This window comes from Pseudomonas sp. OTU750018, from assembly GCF_011636575.1.
Lineage (GTDB): Bacteria > Pseudomonadota > Gammaproteobacteria > Pseudomonadales > Pseudomonadaceae > Aquipseudomonas > Aquipseudomonas peli.
Window position 1 is genome coordinate 620,374 of record NZ_JAAPAU010000003.1, and the last position, 17,678, is coordinate 638,051.

17 protein-coding genes are annotated in these 17,678 nt (G+C 60.2%); 3 read left to right on the forward strand and 14 right to left on the reverse strand.

The features are described from left to right. Nucleotides 1-81 precede the first annotated feature (81 nt). The 3 genes from rpoD to rpsU form a co-directional block, all read right to left on the reverse strand. Nucleotides 82-1,926 (reverse strand): RNA polymerase sigma factor RpoD, encoded by a 1,845-nt coding sequence (gene rpoD / locus HCI85_RS18435; protein ID WP_090256058.1) that lies wholly within the window; start codon nt 1,924-1,926, stop codon nt 82-84. A gap of 67 nt (nt 1,927-1,993) precedes the next feature. Further along, on the reverse strand, nt 1,994-3,970 hold the full coding sequence (dnaG, locus tag HCI85_RS18440; RefSeq protein ID WP_160089462.1) for a DNA primase: 1,977 nt from the start codon (nt 3,968-3,970) through the stop codon (nt 1,994-1,996). Between the two features lie 139 nt (nt 3,971-4,109). Continuing rightward, nucleotides 4,110-4,325: a 30S ribosomal protein S21 gene (gene rpsU, locus HCI85_RS18445; RefSeq protein WP_003296736.1), complete on the reverse strand. Its 216-nt coding sequence runs from the start codon at nt 4,323-4,325 to the stop codon at nt 4,110-4,112. A gap of 204 nt (nt 4,326-4,529) precedes the next feature. Between rpsU and tsaD the strand changes: the two genes are divergently transcribed. Next, nucleotides 4,530-5,555 carry a tRNA (adenosine(37)-N6)-threonylcarbamoyltransferase complex transferase subunit TsaD gene (gene tsaD / locus HCI85_RS18450; RefSeq protein WP_167146945.1) on the forward strand — a complete coding sequence of 342 codons (1,026 nt, stop codon included), beginning with the start codon at nt 4,530-4,532 and terminating at the stop codon, nt 5,553-5,555. 24 nt (nt 5,556-5,579) lie between these two features. On the opposite strand, the gene plsY is transcribed toward tsaD, so the two are convergent. Beyond that, entirely contained in the window at nt 5,580-6,149 is a 570-nt protein-coding gene (plsY, locus tag HCI85_RS18455; RefSeq protein ID WP_167146948.1) for a glycerol-3-phosphate 1-O-acyltransferase PlsY, read from the reverse strand. A 74-nt stretch (nt 6,150-6,223) separates the two neighbouring features. Here plsY and folB point away from each other — a divergent pair, with 74 nt between their 5' ends. Further along, a complete protein-coding gene (gene folB / locus HCI85_RS18460) occupies nt 6,224-6,580 on the forward strand; it encodes a dihydroneopterin aldolase (RefSeq protein WP_090256062.1) in 357 nt (118 codons plus the stop codon). Then, complete coding sequence (gene folK / locus HCI85_RS18465; RefSeq protein ID WP_167146951.1) at nt 6,571-7,107, forward strand: 2-amino-4-hydroxy-6-hydroxymethyldihydropteridine diphosphokinase; 537 nt, start codon at nt 6,571-6,573, stop codon at nt 7,105-7,107. The genes folB and folK overlap by 10 nt, the downstream gene beginning before the upstream one ends. Here folK and HCI85_RS18470 read toward each other — a convergent pair. From HCI85_RS18470 to pdxA, 10 genes are all read right to left on the reverse strand, one after another. Further along, nucleotides 7,104-8,348 carry a multifunctional CCA addition/repair protein gene (locus HCI85_RS18470; RefSeq protein ID WP_167147103.1) on the reverse strand — a complete coding sequence of 415 codons (1,245 nt, stop codon included), beginning with the start codon at nt 8,346-8,348 and terminating at the stop codon, nt 7,104-7,106. The genes folK and HCI85_RS18470 overlap by 4 nt on opposite strands. Nucleotides 8,349-8,451: 103 nt before the next feature. Further along, complete coding sequence (locus HCI85_RS18475) at nt 8,452-8,964, reverse strand: DUF4136 domain-containing protein (protein ID WP_167146954.1); 513 nt, start codon at nt 8,962-8,964, stop codon at nt 8,452-8,454. Between the two features lie 62 nt (nt 8,965-9,026). After that, the gene (locus tag HCI85_RS18480; RefSeq protein ID WP_167146957.1) at nt 9,027-10,595 is read right to left on the reverse strand and encodes a SpoVR family protein; all 1,569 of its coding nucleotides are present in this window, start codon (nt 10,593-10,595) and stop codon (nt 9,027-9,029) included. After that, entirely contained in the window at nt 10,592-11,863 is a 1,272-nt protein-coding gene (locus HCI85_RS18485) for a YeaH/YhbH family protein (protein ID WP_167146960.1), read from the reverse strand. The genes HCI85_RS18480 and HCI85_RS18485 overlap by 4 nt, the downstream gene beginning before the upstream one ends. A gap of 96 nt (nt 11,864-11,959) precedes the next feature. Then, nucleotides 11,960-13,882, reverse strand: a complete 1,923-nt coding sequence (locus HCI85_RS18490) for a PrkA family serine protein kinase (protein ID WP_160089444.1) — start codon at nt 13,880-13,882, stop codon at nt 11,960-11,962. 274 nt (nt 13,883-14,156) lie between these two features. Continuing rightward, on the reverse strand, nt 14,157-14,486 hold the full coding sequence (gene glpE / locus HCI85_RS18495; protein WP_090256069.1) for a thiosulfate sulfurtransferase GlpE: 330 nt from the start codon (nt 14,484-14,486) through the stop codon (nt 14,157-14,159). Beyond that, entirely contained in the window at nt 14,483-15,304 is an 822-nt protein-coding gene (locus HCI85_RS18500; protein ID WP_167146963.1) for a symmetrical bis(5'-nucleosyl)-tetraphosphatase, read from the reverse strand. The genes glpE and HCI85_RS18500 overlap by 4 nt, the downstream gene beginning before the upstream one ends. Then, the gene (gene apaG, locus HCI85_RS18505; protein WP_090256071.1) at nt 15,304-15,684 is read right to left on the reverse strand and encodes a Co2+/Mg2+ efflux protein ApaG; all 381 of its coding nucleotides are present in this window, start codon (nt 15,682-15,684) and stop codon (nt 15,304-15,306) included. The genes HCI85_RS18500 and apaG overlap by 1 nt, the downstream gene beginning before the upstream one ends. Nucleotides 15,685-15,723: 39 nt before the next feature. Continuing rightward, nucleotides 15,724-16,527: a 16S rRNA (adenine(1518)-N(6)/adenine(1519)-N(6))-dimethyltransferase RsmA gene (gene rsmA, locus HCI85_RS18510; protein WP_090256072.1), complete on the reverse strand. Its 804-nt coding sequence runs from the start codon at nt 16,525-16,527 to the stop codon at nt 15,724-15,726. Between the two features lie 108 nt (nt 16,528-16,635). Then, nucleotides 16,636-17,637, reverse strand: a complete 1,002-nt coding sequence (gene pdxA / locus HCI85_RS18515; protein ID WP_167146966.1) for a 4-hydroxythreonine-4-phosphate dehydrogenase PdxA — start codon at nt 17,635-17,637, stop codon at nt 16,636-16,638. Nucleotides 17,638-17,678 lie beyond the last annotated feature (41 nt).

Genomic DNA, 17,678 nt, shown 5'->3' on the forward strand with positions numbered 1-17,678 from the left:
AAGCAAAAGTGTAGACCTGCCTGGCAAGCCTTGGTAGTTGCCCAGAATGCAAAACCCCCGGCAGGGCCGGGGGTTTTGGTGTTACTCGTCGAGGAAGGAGCGCAGATGCTCGCTTCTCGTCGGGTGGCGCAGCTTGCGTAGCGCCTTGGCTTCGATCTGACGAATCCGCTCACGGGTTACATCAAACTGCTTACCGACTTCCTCAAGGGTGTGATCGGTATTCATGTCGATGCCGAAGCGCATGCGCAGTACCTTGGCTTCACGCGCGGTGAGGCCGGAGAGTACTTCGCGGGTCGCTTCTTTAAGGCTCTCAACGGTGGCGACATCGATTGGCGACTGCATGGTCGAGTCTTCGATGAAGTCGCCCAGATGAGAGTCTTCGTCATCACCGATTGGGGTTTCCATGGAGATCGGCTCTTTAGCGATCTTCAGTACCTTGCGGATCTTGTCCTCGGGCATTTCCATGCGTTCACCCAGCTCTTCCGGCGTCGGTTCGCGACCCATTTCCTGCAACATCTGCCGGGAAATACGGTTGAGCTTGTTGATCGTCTCGATCATGTGCACCGGGATGCGGATGGTCCGCGCCTGGTCAGCAATCGAGCGGGTGATCGCCTGGCGAATCCACCAAGTGGCGTAAGTCGAGAACTTGTAACCGCGACGGTATTCGAACTTGTCCACCGCTTTCATCAGGCCGATGTTGCCTTCCTGAATCAGGTCGAGGAACTGCAGGCCACGGTTGGTGTACTTCTTGGCAATCGAGATCACCAGGCGCAAGTTCGCTTCAACCATCTCTTTCTTCGCGCGACGGGCCTTGGCCTCGCCGATCGACATGCGACGGTTGATGTCCTTGATTTCAGCCAGGGTCAGTTCGCACTCGGCTTCCAGTGCCGTCAGCTTCTGCTGGCAGCGCTGGATGTCAGCTTGCACATTACCAATGGCTTCGGCGTATTTAGCCTTGCCTTTGGCCAGGCCAACGGACCACTCGGCATCAATTTCATTGCCAGGGAACAGCTTGAGGAAATCGGCGCGCGGCATACGTGCATCACGCACGCAGAGTTGCATGATGGCGCGTTCCTGAGCGCGCAGGCGCTCAAGGGAGCTACGTACGCGGACAACCAGAGCGTCGTACTGTTTAGGTACCAGCTTGATCGGCATGAACAGCTCGGCCATTTCTTTCAGCGCGGCAGTGCCTTGCTTGCTGTTACGGCCATGCTTTTTCAGGGCTTTCTTGGCGAGTTCCAGGGCGTCACCGATCGCGGTGAAGCGGCGCAGAGCCTCTTCAGGGTCCGGGCCGCCGTCGCCTTCTTCTTCCTCGTCATCGCTGGCTTCGGCGTCGTCGTCGTCAGTCTCTTCGGCGGCATCGCCGTCTTTAACTGGAACAGGCGCAGCCGCTTCAGCGGGAACAATGCCGTCATCCGGATCGATATAGCCGCTGAGGACTTCAACCAGGCGACCACCATCGGTGGTGACACGGGTGTACTCGGCCAGAATGCTGTCGACTGTGCCGGGGAAATGGGCGATAGCGCCCATCACTTCACGGATGCCTTCCTCGATGCGTTTGGCGATTTCGATCTCGCCTTCGCGGGTCAGCAGTTCCACGGTGCCCATTTCACGCATGTACATGCGCACTGGGTCCGTCGTGCGGCCGATATCGGTCTCCACCGCTGCCAGCGCTGCAGCGGCTTCTTCAGCGGCTGCCTCGTCGGTATCGGCGTCGGCCAACATAAGGGCGTCCGCATCCGGAGCACTCTCGTGTACGGGGATCCCCATGTCGTTAATCATGCGGATGATGTCTTCCACCTGCTCCGGATCAGAAATATCTTCCGGTAGGTGGTCGTTGACCTCTGCGTAAGTCAGATACTTCTGCTCACGACCCAGGGTGATCAACTCTTTGATACGAGACTGCTGTTGCGCTTTTCCGGACATAACACCCTATCCACTGAAGGTCTTGGCGGGCAAAAAACAAGCCGCGGATTATACCCGAGTAACACCCCTAAGCGCCAGTTGAGCTCGGGATTACCGGTGATGCATTACGGCTCAGCAAGCTGCGCAGCTGGTCTTTCTCTTCTGCGCTCAACTCACTTTGACGGGCTTTGCGCAGCAAATGTTCCAGGCTGCGCTCGCGTTGGCGGGCTACTAGACTAGTTATAGTGTCGAAAAACTGTTGTTCAAGGTTGTCGGCTGAAATCAGCCACTCCTTTTCTGCCAGGGCGCGTAATAGGCGGCCCTGTTCGGTGCCGTGCCAGCGTGCGATCAGTTGCAGTGAGCGCAGGTTGGGGCTCTTTTGCAGGGCGCCAAGCAGGGCGACCAGCAGCTGGGCGTAAGTGTCGTCTTCGGCGGCGAAGTGGCTGACATCTTCGACTTTCTGTGCCAGTTGCGGGTGATGCAGCAGGGTGCGCAGGGCGCTCAGGTGCGGCGATTCGACGCTGACGGCAGTGCGTGGTGCGCGTGGTGCGAACTCACCCTGGCCCTTCTTGCTCCACTTGCCGCCGTCTTTCTTCCAGTTGCCCTTGCCTTTATTGCGTTCAAATTCCGGGGCGGGGCTGGGGTTTTCGTATTCGTTGCGGCTTGGCTCGACATCGTAATAGGCGCTGTCGGGAATATCGGGGTAATCCGGGTAGTCGCTGAGTGGGGCGCTGTTCTGGCTCGACTGGCTGCTGCGGGCGGTTGGCGCCATTTGCTGCAGGGCTTCGCTGGATAAACCGGTAATTTCGCTCAGGCGCTGGCGCATCAGGGCGCGCAGGTTGTTGCCGGGGATCTTGTCGATCAGTGGCGCGGCCAGGGTCATCAGGTGCGCCTTGCCTTCCAGTGAGCGCGGGTCGGCCTCTTCGCTCAGCTGCTGGAAGAAGTAGTCGGCCAGTGGCTGCGCGTGTTGGTTGATCCGTGCGCGGAAGGCGTCAGTGCCTTCGCTGCGTACCAGGGTGTCCGGGTCTTCGCCGTCAGGCAGAAACAGAAAGCGCGCGCGGCGCCCGTCCTGCAGGCTCGACAGGGTCGCCTCCAGAGCGCGCCAGGCGGCGTTGCGGCCGGCTGCGTCGCCATCGAAGCAGAACAATACGCTCGGCACGACGCGAAACAGGCGCTTGAGGTGTTCTTCGCTGGTGGCGGTGCCGAGGGTGGCGACGGCGTTGCGCAGGCCTTGTTGGGCTAGGGCGATGACGTCCATATAGCCTTCGACCACCATGATCTCGTCGAGATCGCGATTGTGCTTGCGTGCCTCGAACAGGCCGTAAAGCTCCTGGCCTTTGTGGAATACCGGGGTTTCCGGGGAGTTCAGGTATTTCGGTTTTTCGTCACCCAGCACCCGGCCGCCGAAGGCAATCACTCGGCCGCGGCTGTCGCGGATCGGGAACATGATGCGGTCGCGGAAGCGGTCGTAGCGCTTGCCGCTTTCGGCATTCTCCACCAGCAGGCCGGCGTCAATCATCGCCTTCTGCTGCAGGCTGTCGCTGGCCAGGTGCTTCAGCAGGTTGTCCCAACCAGGCGGGGCGAAGCCCATGCCGAAGTCGCGGGCGATCTCGCCGGACAGGCCGCGGCCTTTCAGGTAGTCAATCGCGGCTTTGCGCTGCGGATGACTTTTCAGTGCCTGTTTGTAGAACTCGGCGGCAGCAGTCAGCAGCGGGTAAAGCGGTGAGTCGGTGGGTTGGCGCGGTTTGTTGTTGCGTCCGCCTTCCTCGCGAGGCACTTCCATGCCGGCGCGCTTGGCCAGGTCCTCGATTGCCTGGGGGAAGTCCAGTTGGTCGTGGTCCATGATAAAACCCAGTGCGTTGCCGCCGGCGCCGCAGCCAAAGCAGTAATAGAACTGTTTGTCCGGGCTGACGCTGAACGAGGGGGTTTTTTCTTTATGGAAGGGGCAGCAGGCGGTGTAGTTTTTGCCGGCTTTTTTCAGCTGAATGCGCGAGGCGACCACGTCGACGATGTCGGTGCGGTTGAGCAGATCATCGATAAAAGACTGTGGGATCAGGCCGGCCATAGGCGCTCAGAATACTGTCATGCGCTGGGGCAGAACAGGGTGGGGCAAAAACTAAAAGACTCCGATCGTCACCCGAGGGTGGCGCGGAGTCTAAAAGCGAAACCCGGCCAGGCCGGGTGTCAGGCGTTGCTTGTACTGATTAGTACAGGCGAACGCTGCGGCGCTGCTCGCGCTGCACTTTCTTGGCGTGACGCTTAACAGCGGCTGCTGCTTTACGCTTACGCTCGGAAGTTGGCTTTTCGTAGAATTCACGGCTGCGAACTTCAGCCAGAACACCGGCTTTTTCGCAGGAGCGCTTGAAACGACGCAGAGCTACGTCGAAGGGTTCGTTCTCTTTAACTTTGACGGCTGGCATCCAGGGCTTACCTTCTTTATTACCGGGGGTAACGTTACTCCTGGCAGATGGCGCTGGAGAACGTAGGTTTTTAAGGGTTGCGGATGTTACCGCCTCATCGCGAGGAATGCAAAGCCTCTGATCGAAAAGCGCTGGCCGGCTCGCGCTAGCGGCCATTATCATGCGCGCCTTCGAAGTTGCACACACTACTACAAGGCACTGCCCATGCTGGTTCTGGGATTGGAAACCTCCTGCGACGAAACCGGTGTCGCGCTGTATGACAGCGAGCGCGGCCTGCTGGCCGATGCGCTCTTCAGCCAGATTGATCTGCACCGTGTGTATGGCGGCGTAGTGCCGGAGCTGGCTTCGCGCGATCACGTCAAGCGCATGCTGCCGTTGATCCGCCAGGTGTTTAGCGAGGCCGGCTGCGTTGCGACTGACATCGACGCTATCGCCTATACCGCCGGCCCCGGCCTGGTAGGTGCACTCCTCGTGGGGGCGTCCTGTGCTCAGGCATTGGCGTTTGCCTGGGATATCCCTGCGCTCGGTGTGCATCATATGGAAGGCCATTTGCTGGCGCCGATGCTGGAAGAACAGCCGCCGGCTTTTCCGTTCGTCGCTTTGTTGGTGTCGGGCGGGCATACCCAGTTGGTTCGGGTCGATGGCATCGGTCAGTACCAACTGCTCGGCGAGTCTCTGGATGATGCGGCGGGCGAGGCATTCGACAAGACCGCCAAGTTGATGGGGTTGCAGTATCCCGGTGGTCCGGAGATTGCCCGTTTGGCGCTGAGCGGTACGCCTGGGCGCTTCAAGTTTCCTCGGCCAATGACTGATCGCCCGGGGCTGGAGTTCAGCTTCAGCGGCCTGAAGACCTTTACCCTGAATACCTGGCAGCAGTGTCAGGCGGCGGACGACAATTCCGAGCAGACTCGCTGCGACATCGCCCTGGCGTTCCAACAGGCCGTGGTCGACACCCTCACTATCAAATGCAAGCGTGCCCTCAAGCAAACAGGGTTGAACAACCTGGTGATCGCCGGCGGTGTGAGTGCCAACCAGGCGCTGCGGCAGTCGCTGGAAAAGATGCTCGCTGAGCTTAAGGGCGGCGTGTTCTACGCTCGTCCAGCGTTCTGCACCGATAACGGCGCAATGATCGCCTATGCCGGCTGCCAGCGTTTACTGGCGGGGCAGCATGAGGATTTGAGCATCAAGGTGCAGGCACGCTGGCCGATGGAGCAACTGCCGGCGCTGTAAGCCGGCTGGGTTCGTTCATTCGATTTAGAAATGCCGCTCACGGCCGGCGAACAGATCGCGTAAATTGCTGCGGTGGCGCCAGACGATCAGTCCGGTCAGCGCGCAGACCGGCAACAGGGCGTCGGGTTGTTGCCACGCCAGCAGCGGCAGGGTCAGCGGTGTGGCGATCAGTGCAGCCAGCGAGCTGGTGCGAGTCAGAACAAAGGTCAGTAACCAGGCGCCAACGGCCAGTAAAGCGGCTGGCGGGTAAAGCCCCAAGAGCATGCCGGCGGCCGTGGCGACACCTTTGCCGCCACGGAAGTTGAAGTACAGTGGGTATAGGTGACCGACAACGGCGGCCATGCCAACCCAAGCTTGTTGTTGCAGATTCAAGTTGAGCAGGCTGGCGATCAGCACCGGCAGCAAGCCCTTGAGCAGGTCGCCGATCAGCGTGAGGACAGCCAGGCGTTTACCGGCGACCCGAAGCATATTGGTGGCTCCGGGGTTGCCCGAGCCGCTGGCGCGCGGGTCCGGCCCGCCGCTTAGGCGGCTGAGCAGGATGGCGAAGGACAACGAGCCGAGCAGGTAGGCGAAGGACGCCAACAGCCAAAACATGGTATCCATTCCGGGGCAAGGGAGCCCTGATTCTAACTAGGTGCGACAGCCTTGTCGTGCCACGGAGAGCGTGCTTGGACACAGTTTTTATCGAGGGCCTGGAAGTCGATACGGTGATTGGTGCCTACGACTGGGAGCGTACCATTCGCCAGTGTTTGCGCCTGGACCTGTACCTGGGCTGGGATAATCGTCCCGCTGCTGCCGGTGACGAGCTGGACAAGGCGTTGGATTACGCCAAGGTTTCGCAGCGGATTCAGGCATTTGCCAGCGAGTCGCAGTTTATCCTGGTGGAAACCTTTGCCGAGCGGTTGGTCGAGTTGCTGATGGCTGAGTTTCAAATCCCTTGGGTGCGGCTCAAGCTGACCAAGCCCGGTGCCGTGCCGGCGGCCAGTGGTGGGGTAGGCGTGGAGATCGAGCGCGGATGTCGCTAACTCCCGTACTACTCGGTCTGGGCAGCAATATCGGCCGCGAAGCACACCTGTGTGCCGGCCTCGATGCGCTTGATGGTCTGCTCAGTGAGATGCGCTGCTCGCCGGTATTCGAAAGCCAGGCGGTGGGCATCAAGAGCGGGCCATTTTTCAATCTGGTGGTGGCCGGCTATAGCGACCTGCCGTTAGGTGAGCTGGACCGTCGGCTGAAATTTATCGAAGCCGATAACGGTCGCTATGCGCCTGAGCGCAAGGGACTGCCGCTGGATATCGACGTGCTGCTGTATGGCGACCGGGTCGGCAACTTCGACGGCTTGATCCTGCCGCGTGCAGAAATCCTCAAGAACGCTTTCGTCCTTTGGCCCCTGGCCCTGTTGGTGCCGGATGTTCTGCACCCTGCGCAGCAGCGCAGCTTTGTCGAGCTCTGGCATGCGGCGCAGATTGACCAGCAGCTGTGGCCGGTGGCATTCAGCTGGCGTGAGCAAGCGCTCACCCCGACTGAACTGATAGCCGCTTACCCGGCTTCTTAGTCTGGAGTGAGGCTGGCGCAAGCGGCAGCTTTGAATGTTGTCAGTGCCTTCAGGCGCTCTTTGTTGAGCGCTTCACCTAACTCGGCGCCTTTCAAACCTTGCGCCAGTAGGGGTTGCACTGCCACTGCACGGGCGGCGTGCATGGCGGCCCGCAGGTGGTCAGCCTGCGGGTAGGCGCGTTGTTCCAGGCCGAGGCGGCCGCGGGCGTCCATTTCACAAGCCGCGATAAATTCTTCGAAGCGTTGCGGGCGACGGAACACGTCGAAGCCTTGCAGCAGTTTGAGCAGGGTCGAAGCCTTCAGCTCCAGAGCGCGGTGGCCGTGGGTGTGGAATTCGCCGACCTGCAAAGCCAGTTCCTGGCAATCCTTGGGCGCCTTGCAGCGCTGGTTGATCGCGCGGATCAGCTTCAGTCCGGTGTGTTCATGGGCGATATGCCGGGGCCATTCAGCCTCCGGCGTCAGACCTTTGCCGACATCGTGCAGCAGGCAGGCCCAGCGTACGGTCAGCGGCTGCTGGTGCTCGGCGCACTGGCGCAGCACGCTGAGTACATGCTCGCCGGTGTCGATCTCCGGATGATGGGCGGCGGGTTGTGGCACACCGAACAGCGCGTCGACCTCGGGCAGCAGTTCGCGCAAAGCGCCGCAGTCGCGCAGCACCTGGATAAATACATCCGGGCGCGGCTCCATCAGGGCGCGGGAGATTTCTTTCCAGCTGCGTTCCGGTGTCAGCGCGTTGAGTTCGCCGGACTCGCTCAGTTCGCGCATCAGCACCAGGGTTTCAGGCGCTACGCTGAAGCCCAGAGGTGCGTAACGGGCGGCAAAGCGGGCGACGCGCAGCACGCGCAGCGGATCTTCGGCGAAGGCCGGGGAAACATGGCGCAGCAGTCGGGCGTCGAGGTCGCGCTGACCACCGTAGGGGTCGATCAAGTTGCCCTGATCGTCCTCGGCCATGGCGTTGACGGTCAGGTCGCGGCGGATCAGGTCTTCTTCCAGCGTCACTTCCGGGCTGGCGAAGAAGGTGAAACCGCCGTAACCGCGCCCGCTTTTGCGCTCGGTGCGGGCCAGGGCGTATTCCTCGCCTGTCTGCGGGTGCAGAAATACCGGAAAGTCCGCGCCCACTGGGCGATAGCCCAACTCAAGCATCTGTTCGGCGCTGGCGCCGACGACGACCCAGTCGATCTCGCTGACTTCACGACCCAACAGGCGATCACGTACTGCTCCGCCGACTTTGTAAATCTGCATCATGGTTCCTCCGCTGAGTGCGGAGGATAGCGGCTGGCCACTGACGAGGGGTAGCCTGGATGCAGTTCTGAGTGGTCCAGCGTATTCCCGGATTGCATCTGGACTACTGGCTGGCTAGGGGGATTTGCTGCAAGAGTGCTTGGGTGGCGCGTTCGAGCAGTTCAGCGCTGTCTTTGGCGGGGCTCAGGCCGGTATTGACCAAGCCTTCCCAGAGGATGTGCTGCGCCGGAGTGGTCAGGCGGACGCGCAAGGTGCCGGTTTCATCGCGCAGGCGGTGGATCGCCTGGTAGGGGCCAAGCGGGGTAGGTGGGGCGGCCTCAACCTTGAAGTCCAGTGGGCTGTCCTGCACTGCCAGCCAGTAATACACCTGAATCTCTGCCTGCGGGGTGGCCCGGTAACCACGGGCGCTCAAGCCCTCGCGCAATAACTGTTCAAGCTGTGTATAGCGCTCGGAAAAGGGCACATCGCCGTCTACGGCCTGTTCGGCGGCGATCAGGCTGAAGCTATGTCTGCCGGTCAGTTCGGCGCTGGCGGGTGTCAGTACCTGGGCGCGCGGCAGCTGGCTGCTGCAGGTGGCCAGTGCCAGGCACAGCAGTAATACGATAAACAGGCGCATCAGCAGATTCCCGGTTGGTCTGCTGCGCATGCTGGTGCTTGGCATCGTGGGCGCGCAACCGATCAAATGGGCGGGATCATAAGGTCGAGACGCGGGTAGTCGCTGTCATGTTCGGTTTCATGCTTTGGCGGTACATGCTGGGTGCCGATCAGTTGTTCGCCCTGGTACATCTCCAGATGAATATTGAAACCCCATAGGCGGTGCAGGTGTTTCAGCACTTCCTCGGTGGAGTTGCCCAGCGGTTTACGATCATGCTGCTGGTGGCGCAGGGTCAGTGAGCGGTCGCCGCGGCGGTCGATACTCCAGATCTGCACATTGGGTTCACGGTTGCCCAAGTTGTATTGCGCGGCCAGGGTTTCCCTAATCTGCTGGTAGCCGGGCTCGTCATGGATCGCGGGTACAACCAGCTCGTCTTTCTGGTCGTCATCAAGGATGCTAAACAGCTTGAGGTCGCGGATCACTTTGGGTGACAGATACTGCAGGATAAAGCTCTCGTCCTTGAAGCTGTTCATGGCGAATTTCAGGGTTGTGAGCCAGTCGCTGCCGGCAATGTCGGGGAACCAGCGGCGATCTTCCTCAGTAGGCGCTTCGCAGATGCGGCGAATATCGCGGTACATGGCAAAGCCCAGCGCATAGGGGTTGATGCCGCTGTAATAGGGGCTGTCGAATGGCGGCTGATAGACCACGCTGGTGTGCGACTGCAGGAACTCCATCATAAAGCCTTCGGTCACCAGGCCTTCGTCGTACAGATCGTTCATGAGGGTGTAGTGCCAGAAGGTCGCCCAGCCTTCGTTCATCACCTGCGTTTGGCGTTGTGGGTAGAAGTACTGGGCAATCTTGCGCACGATGCGAATAATCTCGCGCTGCCAGGGCTCGAGCAGCGGGGCGTGTTTTTCCAAGAAGTAGAGGATGTTTTCCTGTGGCTCGGCAGGGAAGCGTTTGTTGTCTTTGCCGTCGCCTTTACTGGCGCTTTTCGGAATGGTCCGCCAGAGGTCGTTGATCTGCTTCTGCAGGTGTTCTTCACGGTCCTTCATGCGCCGCCGTTCTTCCTCGGCGGAAATCGGGTAGGGGCGTTTGTAGCGGTCGACACCGTAGTTCATCAGCGCGTGGCAGGAGTCGAGCAGGTCCTCCACCGCGTCGATGCCGTGGCGCTCTTCGCACTGCATGATGTACTGCTTGGCGAACACCAGGTAGTCGATGATCGAGCTAGCATCGGTCCAGGTGCGGAACAGGTAGTTGCCCTTGAAGAAGCTGTTGTGGCCGTAGCAGGCATGGGCGATCACCAGGGCCTGCATGCAGATGGTGTTTTCTTCCATCAGGTAGGCGATGCACGGGTCGGAGTTGATCACGATCTCGTAGGCCAGGCCCATCTGCCCCCGCTTGTAGCCCTTCTCGGTGCTGAGGAAGTGCTTGCCGTAGGACCAGTGGTGGTAACCCAGCGGCATGCCGACCGAGGCGTAGGCGTCCATCATCTGCTCGGCGGTGATCACCTCGATCTGGTTGGGGTAGGTGTCCAGCGCATAGCGTTCGGCGATGCGGCCGATTTCGCGGTCGTACTGGCGGATCAGCTCGAAGGTCCACTCCGAACCCGTGGAGATCGGCTGGCGGCGCTTGTCTTTGCTCGTACTCATGTGGCTAGCCTCCGCTGGAACAGGTCGCGGAATACCGGGTAAATGTCACCGGCCGCCACCAGCTGCTGCTGGGCAAAGGTGTCGGCGAATGTCTCACTCACGTGCTCATACTCAAACCACAGCGCCTGATGCTCGCGCGGGGTGATCTCTACGTAAGTGAAGTACTGCACGAACGGCATAATCTGGTTGATCAATATGTCCCTGCAGATCGGCGAGTCATCATTCCAGTTGTCACCATCCGACGCCTGGGCGGCGTAGATATTCCATTCGTTGATCGGGTAGCGCTCGACCATGATCTCCTGCATCAGTTTCAGCGCGCTGGAAACGATGGTGCCGCCGGTTTCCCGTGAATAGAAAAACTCTTCCTCGTCGACCTCTTTGGCACTGGTGTGGTGGCGGATAAACACCACCTCGATCTTGTCGTAGTTCCGCTTGAGGAACAGGTACAGCAGGATAAAGAAGCGCTTGGCGATGTCCTTGGTCGACTGGGTCATGGAGCCGGAGACGTCCATCAGGCAGAACATCACCGCCTTGGAACTGGGGTTGGGCTGTTTGACCAGCAGGTTGTACTTGAGGTCGAAGGTATCGAGGAAGGGAATGCGTTTGATCCGCGCACGCAGCTTGCTGACTTCTTCTTCCAGTGCGTGGATATCGCCAAGGTTATCCGGCTGCTCCAGCTTCAGACGTTCCAGTTCGGCCTGAGCGCTCTTGAGTTTGTTGCGGCTGCTGCCGGACAGAGCAATGCGCCGCGCGTGGGCCGAGCGCAGGGTGCGCACGATATTGATGCGCGAGGGGTTGCCTTCATTGCTGATGCCGGCGCGTACGCTCTTGAAGGTGTCGCAGCCGGTAAGGTGGCGTTTGATCAGGTTAGGTAACTCAAGGTCCTCGAACATAAAGTCGAGGAATTCTTCCTGAGTGATCTGGAAGACGAACTCATCCATGCCTTCGCCCGAGTTGCTCGCCTTGCCGGCGCCCTGGCCGCTGCCTCCACCTTGCGGGCGGGCAATCTTCTCGCCGGTGGTGAATTCACGGTTGCCCGGGTGCACGGTGGTCTGGCGGCCGCCGCGACCATGGTGCAGCACTGGCTCGTCGATATCGCGGCCGGGAATGCTGATCTGCTCACCGTGCTCCATATCAGTGATGGAGCGGCGGCTGACCGCCTCTTCCACTGCCTTCTTGATGTGGTCACGGTAACGCCGCAGGAAGCGCTGGCGGTTCACCGTGCTCTTGTTCTTACCGTTCAGGCGTCGGTCGATCACATGGCTCATAACTGCCCTCCGTGCACTGCAGGCATCAGGCGCAAACGCGGGCAGGGCACTGTGCCGCGCGCTGCGCTGCTGCGTGGTCTGTTGCGTCAGGCCGCTCTATTGCGATTTACGAACCCGCAGATACCACTCGGAGAGCAGGCGTACCTGCTTGTCGGTGTAACCGCGCTCGACCATGCGGGTGACGAAGTCGTTGTGCTTCTGTTGATCCTCCTTGCTTGCTTTGGCGTTGAAGCTGATGACCGGCAGCAGGTCCTCGGTGTTGGAGAACATCTTCTTCTCGATCACCACCCGCAGTTTTTCGTAGCTCAGCCACGTCGGGTTCTTGCCATTGTTGTTGGCACGGGCGCGCAGCACGAAGTTGACGATCTCGTTGCGGAAATCCTTCGGGTTGCTGATGCCGGCTGGTTTTTCGATCTTTTCCAGCTCTTCATTGAGGGCTACACGGTTGAGAATCTCGCCGGTTTCCGGATCGCGGTATTCCTGATCCTGAATCCAGAAATCGGCGTACAGCACGTAGCGGTCGAAGATGTTTTGCCCGTACTCGCTGTAGGACTCCAGATAGGCCGTTTGGATTTCCTTGCCGATAAACTCGATGTAGCGCGGCGCCAGGTACTCCTTGATAAAGCGCAGGTAGCGCTCACGCGTTTCTGCCGGGAACTGTTCCTGCTCGATCTGCTGCTCCAGCACATAGAGCAGATGCACCGGGTTGGCGGCCACTTCATGGGGGTCGAAGTTGAACACCTTGGACAGGATCTTGAAGGCGAAACGGGTCGACAGGCCGTTCATCCCCTCATCGACGCCCGCCGTATCGCGGTACTCCTGAATCGACTTGGCCTTAGGGTCGGTGTCCTTGAGGTTTTCGCCGTCGTACACGCGCATCTTCGAATAGACGTTGGAGTTTTCCGGCTCCTTCAGGCGGCTGAGGGTGGAGAACTGCGCGAGCATCTTCAGCGTGTCCGGTGCGCAATGGGCTTTGGCCAAGGAGCTGTTGAACAGGAGCTTGTCGTAGATTTTGATCTCGTCACTTACGCGCAGGCAGTACGGCACCTTGACGATATAAATGCGATCAATGAACGCTTCGTTGTTCTTGTTGTTGCGGAAACTGTGCCATTCCGATTCGTTGGAGTGCGCCAGCAGGATGCCGCTGTAGGGAATCGCACCGAGGCCTTCGGTGCTGTTGTAGTTGCCTTCCTGAGTGGCGGTGAGCAGTGGGTGCAGCACCTTGATCGGTGCCTTGAACATCTCGACGAATTCCATCAGGCCCTGGTTGGCCCGGCACAGTGCGCCTGAATAGCTGTAGGCGTCGGCGTCGTTCTGCGGGTATTCCTCGAGCTTGCGGATGTCCACCTTGCCGACTAGGGCGGAGATGTCCTGATTGTTCTCATCGCCTGGTTCGGTTTTGGCGACGGCGATCTGGTTAAGGATCGAAGGGTAGAGTTTGACCACGCGGAACTGGCTGATGTCGCCGCCGAATTCCTGCAGGCGCTTGGTGGCCCAGGGCGACATGATGCTATTCAGGTAGCGCCGGGGGATGCCGTAGTCCTCTTCGAGGATGGCGCCGTCTTCGGCGTCGCTGAACAGGCCGAGCGGTGACTCGAACACCGGGGAGCCCTTGATCGCATAGAACGGCACTTTCTCGATGAGGTGCTTGAGCTTCTCCGCCAGCGAGGATTTACCGCCGCCCACTGGGCCAAGTAAGTAGAGGATTTGTTTCTTCTCTTCGAGGCCTTGGGCTGCATGGCGGAAGTAGGACACGATCTGGTCGATGCACTCTTCCATGCCGTGGAAGTCAGCAAAAGCCGGGTAACGGCGAATCACCTTGTTGGAGAAGATGCGCGATAGCCGTGGATCAGTCGAGGTGTCGAGCAGTTCAGGCTCGCCAATGGCCAGCAACAGGCGTTCGGCTGCCGAGGCGTAGGCGCTGCGATCCTGTTTGCACAGTTCGAGGTACTCCTGGAGGGTGAACTCCTCCTGGCGAGTCGCTTCGAAACGTTGTTGGAAGTGGCTGAAAATGCTCATGACTTCACCTCGCTCGATGCGCAGAGCCGGTGCGGGGTCGGTCAGGTGCTTGGCAGCTCCGGTGCGGATGCAGCCGGGTAAAACCCCCAGAACACCAAATAGTCATACCGATGGCCCGATGCCGTTTGGCCGGCTCTACCTTGTTTTGGATGGCCTGGGCTAAAGGATAGTTCGGAATCGGCGGGGTCAAGTGGCGGGGAACGATAACAGGATATTACCGTTGGTCAGTGGAGGCCGGCAGGCCGCTGCTGGTGCGGCCTGTGCGGTGAAAAAATTATTCTTCGGCGGCTTGTGCGGTGTCGCTGGGGAAGGTCGCACGCCACAGCTCGAAACCACCATCGAGGCTGTAGACATCACTAAAGCCCTGGCCGACCAGATAGGCCGCGGCGCTTTGGCTGGAGTTGCCGTGGTAGCAGGTGACGATCAGCGGCGCATCGAGATCAGCTTGAGTGATAAAGGCATGCAGTGAGTGGTTGTCGAGGTGCTGCGAGCCGCTGATGTGGCCGGCGGCGAAGCTCTGCGGGTCACGGATGTCGACCACTACTGCGCCTTGCTGGCGCAGGGCCTGAGCCTGCTCGGGGGGGATGCGTTTGAATTCGCTCATGCTTGCTCCTTACAGTCGCAGCTGTATTTTTCGCCACTATCGATATTCATCAAGGTCATGCTCGCGCCCCATACGCAACCGGTATCCAGGGCAATTACGTCGGGTTCAGTGGATTGTCCTTCGAGCGCCGCCCAGTGGCCGAAGATGATCCGTTGGCCACGGGTTTTGCGCTGTTTGTAGCTGAACCAGGGGGCGTAGCCCGGTGGTGCTGAGCCGACGCCTTCCTTGCTTTTCAGGTCGAGGGTGCCGTCGGCTTTACAGAAACGCATGCGGGTGAAGTAGTTGGTGATAACCCGCAGGCGCGTAATGCCTTGCAGGTCGCCGTGCCACTTGGCCGGTTCGTTGCCGTACATGCCGTCGAGAAACAGCGGCAGGCGCGCGTCATCACGCAGGGCTTCTTCCACTTCGGCAGCGCGGCGGAGGGCTTTGTCCATGTTCCACTGTGGCGGGATGCCCGCGTGCACCAGGGCGGTATCGCGGGCTTCATCGTAATGCAGGAGTTTCTGCTGGCGCAGCCAGTCGAGCAGGTCAGTCGCATCCGGCGCGTCGATGATTTCGCGCAGGGTATCGCCTCTCTTCAGTCGCTCGATATTGTGCGCTACGGCCAGCAAGTGCAGGTCGTGGTTACCCAATACGCAGGTCAATGCATCGCGGATGCTGTAGAGGAAACGCAGCGTCGCCAGGGATTCAGGGCCGCGGTTAACCAGATCACCGACCAGCCATAGTTTGTCCTTCGCTGGATCAAAGGCCACGCGTTCAAGCAGGCATTGCAACGGTTTCAGACAGCCTTGCAGGTCGCCGACAGCGTAGGTGGCCATCAGTGCAGCGAGCCCGGCACCGCAAGACGGAAGGGCGCGATCAGTGCGTCAAAGCGTTTACCGTCTTCGGCGAGCATCTGATAGCTGCCCTGCATGATTCCGACGCGAGTGGCCATCACCGTGCCGCTGCTGTAGGTGTGGCTGGCGCCTGCCTCGATCAGCGGCTGTTGGCCGATGACGCCGGCGCCACGCACTTCCTGCACACGGCCGTCACCGTCGGTGATCACCCAGTGGCGCGAGAGCAGTTTGGCTGGCAGTTCACCCTTGTTGCTCACCGTGACGGTGTAGGCGAACGCAAAACGGTTCTGCTCCGGCTGCGATTGCTCCGGCAGGTAGCGGGTAACGACGCTGACGTCGATGTTGTAGCGCGAATCGCTCATGCGTAATTAACTCGGTAGGCAGAAGCAGTCTAGCCGCTGTCAGTCGGCGTTGGGGTGTTCGGCCAGTTTGTCCGCCAGGCGTACAAACGCAGCCAGATCCAGTTGCTCAGGGCGCAGGCTGCCATCGACGCCCGCCGCTTCGATGGCATCGGCCGGCAGTAAGTTCTTCAAGGTGTTGCGCAGGGTCTTACGCCGTTGGTTAAAGGCTTCGCGCACCACACGCTCAAGCAGGTGGTGGTCCTTGGCCGGGTGCGGCAGCACCTCGTGTGGCACCAGGCGGACGATCGCCGAATCAACCTTTGGCGGCGGATTGAACGCGCCAGGACCGACATTGAAAAGGTGCTCCACACGGCAGTGGTACTGCACCATGATCGACAACCGGCCCCAGTCACCGCCGCCGGGCACTGCTGCCATGCGCTCGACCACTTCCTTCTGCAGCATAAAGTGCATGTCGCGAATCAATGCGGCATTGCTCAGCAGGTGGAAGATCAGTGGCGTGGAGATGTTGTAGGGCAGGTTGCCGACCACACGCAGGCTGCGTGGTGCAGCCTGCAGCTGGTTGAAATCGAATTTGAGGGCGTCGCCCTGGTTCAGGCGAAAGCGCGGGTTGCTGCCGAACTGGTGTTGCAGGATCGGCACCAAGTCACGGTCGAGTTCAATCACGTCGAGCTGCGCGCCGCTGCTCAGCAACCCTTCGGTCAATGCGCCCTGGCCTGGGCCGATTTCCAGCATGTGTTCACCTTCGCGGGCGAAGATGGCGCGCAGAATGCGGTGAATCACCCCGGCGTCATGCAGGAAGTTCTGGCCGAAACGCTTGCGCGCGCGGTGTTGGTATTCGGACATGCAGCAGCTCCAGGCTTCAAAGCATCGGCTTGAAGCGAATTTAACGCGGGTAGAAAGCCCGACAGTTTAACAGCATTGGCGGCGTACGCCCCGTGCCGGGCGTTGCAGTCAGGCGCTTTTCACCTGGCTGGCGGCCATTTGATAGGCCGTTTGCAGGGCGACCTGCAGGCTGCCGCTGTCAATTTTGCCGCTACCCGCCAGGTCCAGCGCCGTGCCGTGATCGACCGAGGTGCGGATGATCGGTAGCCCCAAGGTGATGTTCACCGCAGCGCCAAAGCCTTTGTATTTGAGTACCGGCAAGCCCTGGTCGTGGTACATCGCCAGCACCGCATCGCAGTGCTCAAGGTGTTTGGGAGTGAACAGCGTGTCGGCGGGTAGTGGGCCGATCAGGTTGATACCTTCGCTTCGTAACTGCTGCAGGGTGGGCTCTATCACCTCGATTTCTTCCATGCCCAAATGGCCGCCTTCACCGGCGTGCGGGTTGAGACCGCAAACCAGAATACGCGGGGCAGTGATGCCGAATTTCGTGCGCAGGTCATGGTCGAGAATACGTGTGACGCGACTGAGACGCTCTGGGGTGATGGCTGCTGCTACATCCTTGAGTGGCAAGTGTGTGGTCACCAACGCCACACGCAGGCCGTGGGTAGCGAGCATCATCACCACCTGCTCGGTGTGGGTCAGTTCGGCGAGAAACTCGGTGTGCCCGGAGAAGGCAATCCCGCTTTCGTTGATCATGCCCTTGTGCACGGGGGCGGTAATCATGCCCGCGAAGTGGCTGTCGAGGCAGCCCTGGCCGGCGCGGGTCAGTGTTTCCAGTACGTAGGGCGCGTTACATGCGTTCAGCTGGCCAGCAACCACGGCCGCGGCGAGTGGTGTATCCCAGACGTACAGACTACCTGCCGCCGCAGCCTGGCTTGGCCAGGCACCGGGGCTGACGTTGATCAGGTCAATGCTTAACCCAAGCAGCTGGGCGCGCTCAGCTAACAAGTCGCGACTGGCGATGGCAATCAGCGCATGCGGCTGTGCGTGACGCGCCAGCAGTAGGCAGAGGTCGGGGCCTATGCCGGCTGGTTCGCCAGGTGTTAGCGCAAAAAGACGGGCGGTGTTCATGGAGGAGCTCTCACGTCTGTGCCATAAGGGTTAGCCCATCA

Bases quoted from the DNA above. Each gene is read 5' to 3' on its own strand.
- tsaD (WP_167146945.1), top strand. From the start codon at position 4,530: ATGCTGGTTCTGGGATTGGAAACCTCCTGCGACGAAACCGGTGTCGCG.
- rsmA (WP_090256072.1), bottom strand. From the start codon at position 16,527: ATGTCCGAATACCAACACCGCGCGCGCAAGCGTTTCGGCCAGAACTTC.
- folK (WP_167146951.1), top strand. From the start codon at position 6,571: ATGTCGCTAACTCCCGTACTACTCGGTCTGGGCAGCAATATCGGCCGC.
- apaG (WP_090256071.1), bottom strand. From the start codon at position 15,684: ATGAGCGATTCGCGCTACAACATCGACGTCAGCGTCGTTACCCGCTAC.
- HCI85_RS18480 (WP_167146957.1), bottom strand. From the start codon at position 10,595: ATGAGTACGAGCAAAGACAAGCGCCGCCAGCCGATCTCCACGGGTTCG.
- glpE (WP_090256069.1), bottom strand. From the start codon at position 14,486: ATGAGCGAATTCAAACGCATCCCCCCCGAGCAGGCTCAGGCCCTGCGC.
- plsY (WP_167146948.1), bottom strand. From the start codon at position 6,149: ATGTTTTGGCTGTTGGCGTCCTTCGCCTACCTGCTCGGCTCGTTGTCC.
- HCI85_RS18500 (WP_167146963.1), bottom strand. From the start codon at position 15,304: ATGGCCACCTACGCTGTCGGCGACCTGCAAGGCTGTCTGAAACCGTTG.
- rpsU (WP_003296736.1), bottom strand. From the start codon at position 4,325: ATGCCAGCCGTCAAAGTTAAAGAGAACGAACCCTTCGACGTAGCTCTG.
- pdxA (WP_167146966.1), bottom strand. From the start codon at position 17,637: ATGAACACCGCCCGTCTTTTTGCGCTAACACCTGGCGAACCAGCCGGC.
- HCI85_RS18475 (WP_167146954.1), bottom strand. From the start codon at position 8,964: ATGCGCCTGTTTATCGTATTACTGCTGTGCCTGGCACTGGCCACCTGC.
- HCI85_RS18485 (WP_167146960.1), bottom strand. From the start codon at position 11,863: ATGAGCCATGTGATCGACCGACGCCTGAACGGTAAGAACAAGAGCACG.
- dnaG (WP_160089462.1), bottom strand. From the start codon at position 3,970: ATGGCCGGCCTGATCCCACAGTCTTTTATCGATGATCTGCTCAACCGC.
- HCI85_RS18490 (WP_160089444.1), bottom strand. From the start codon at position 13,882: ATGAGCATTTTCAGCCACTTCCAACAACGTTTCGAAGCGACTCGCCAG.
- rpoD (WP_090256058.1), bottom strand. From the start codon at position 1,926: ATGTCCGGAAAAGCGCAACAGCAGTCTCGTATCAAAGAGTTGATCACC.
- HCI85_RS18470 (WP_167147103.1), bottom strand. From the start codon at position 8,348: ATGCAGATTTACAAAGTCGGCGGAGCAGTACGTGATCGCCTGTTGGGT.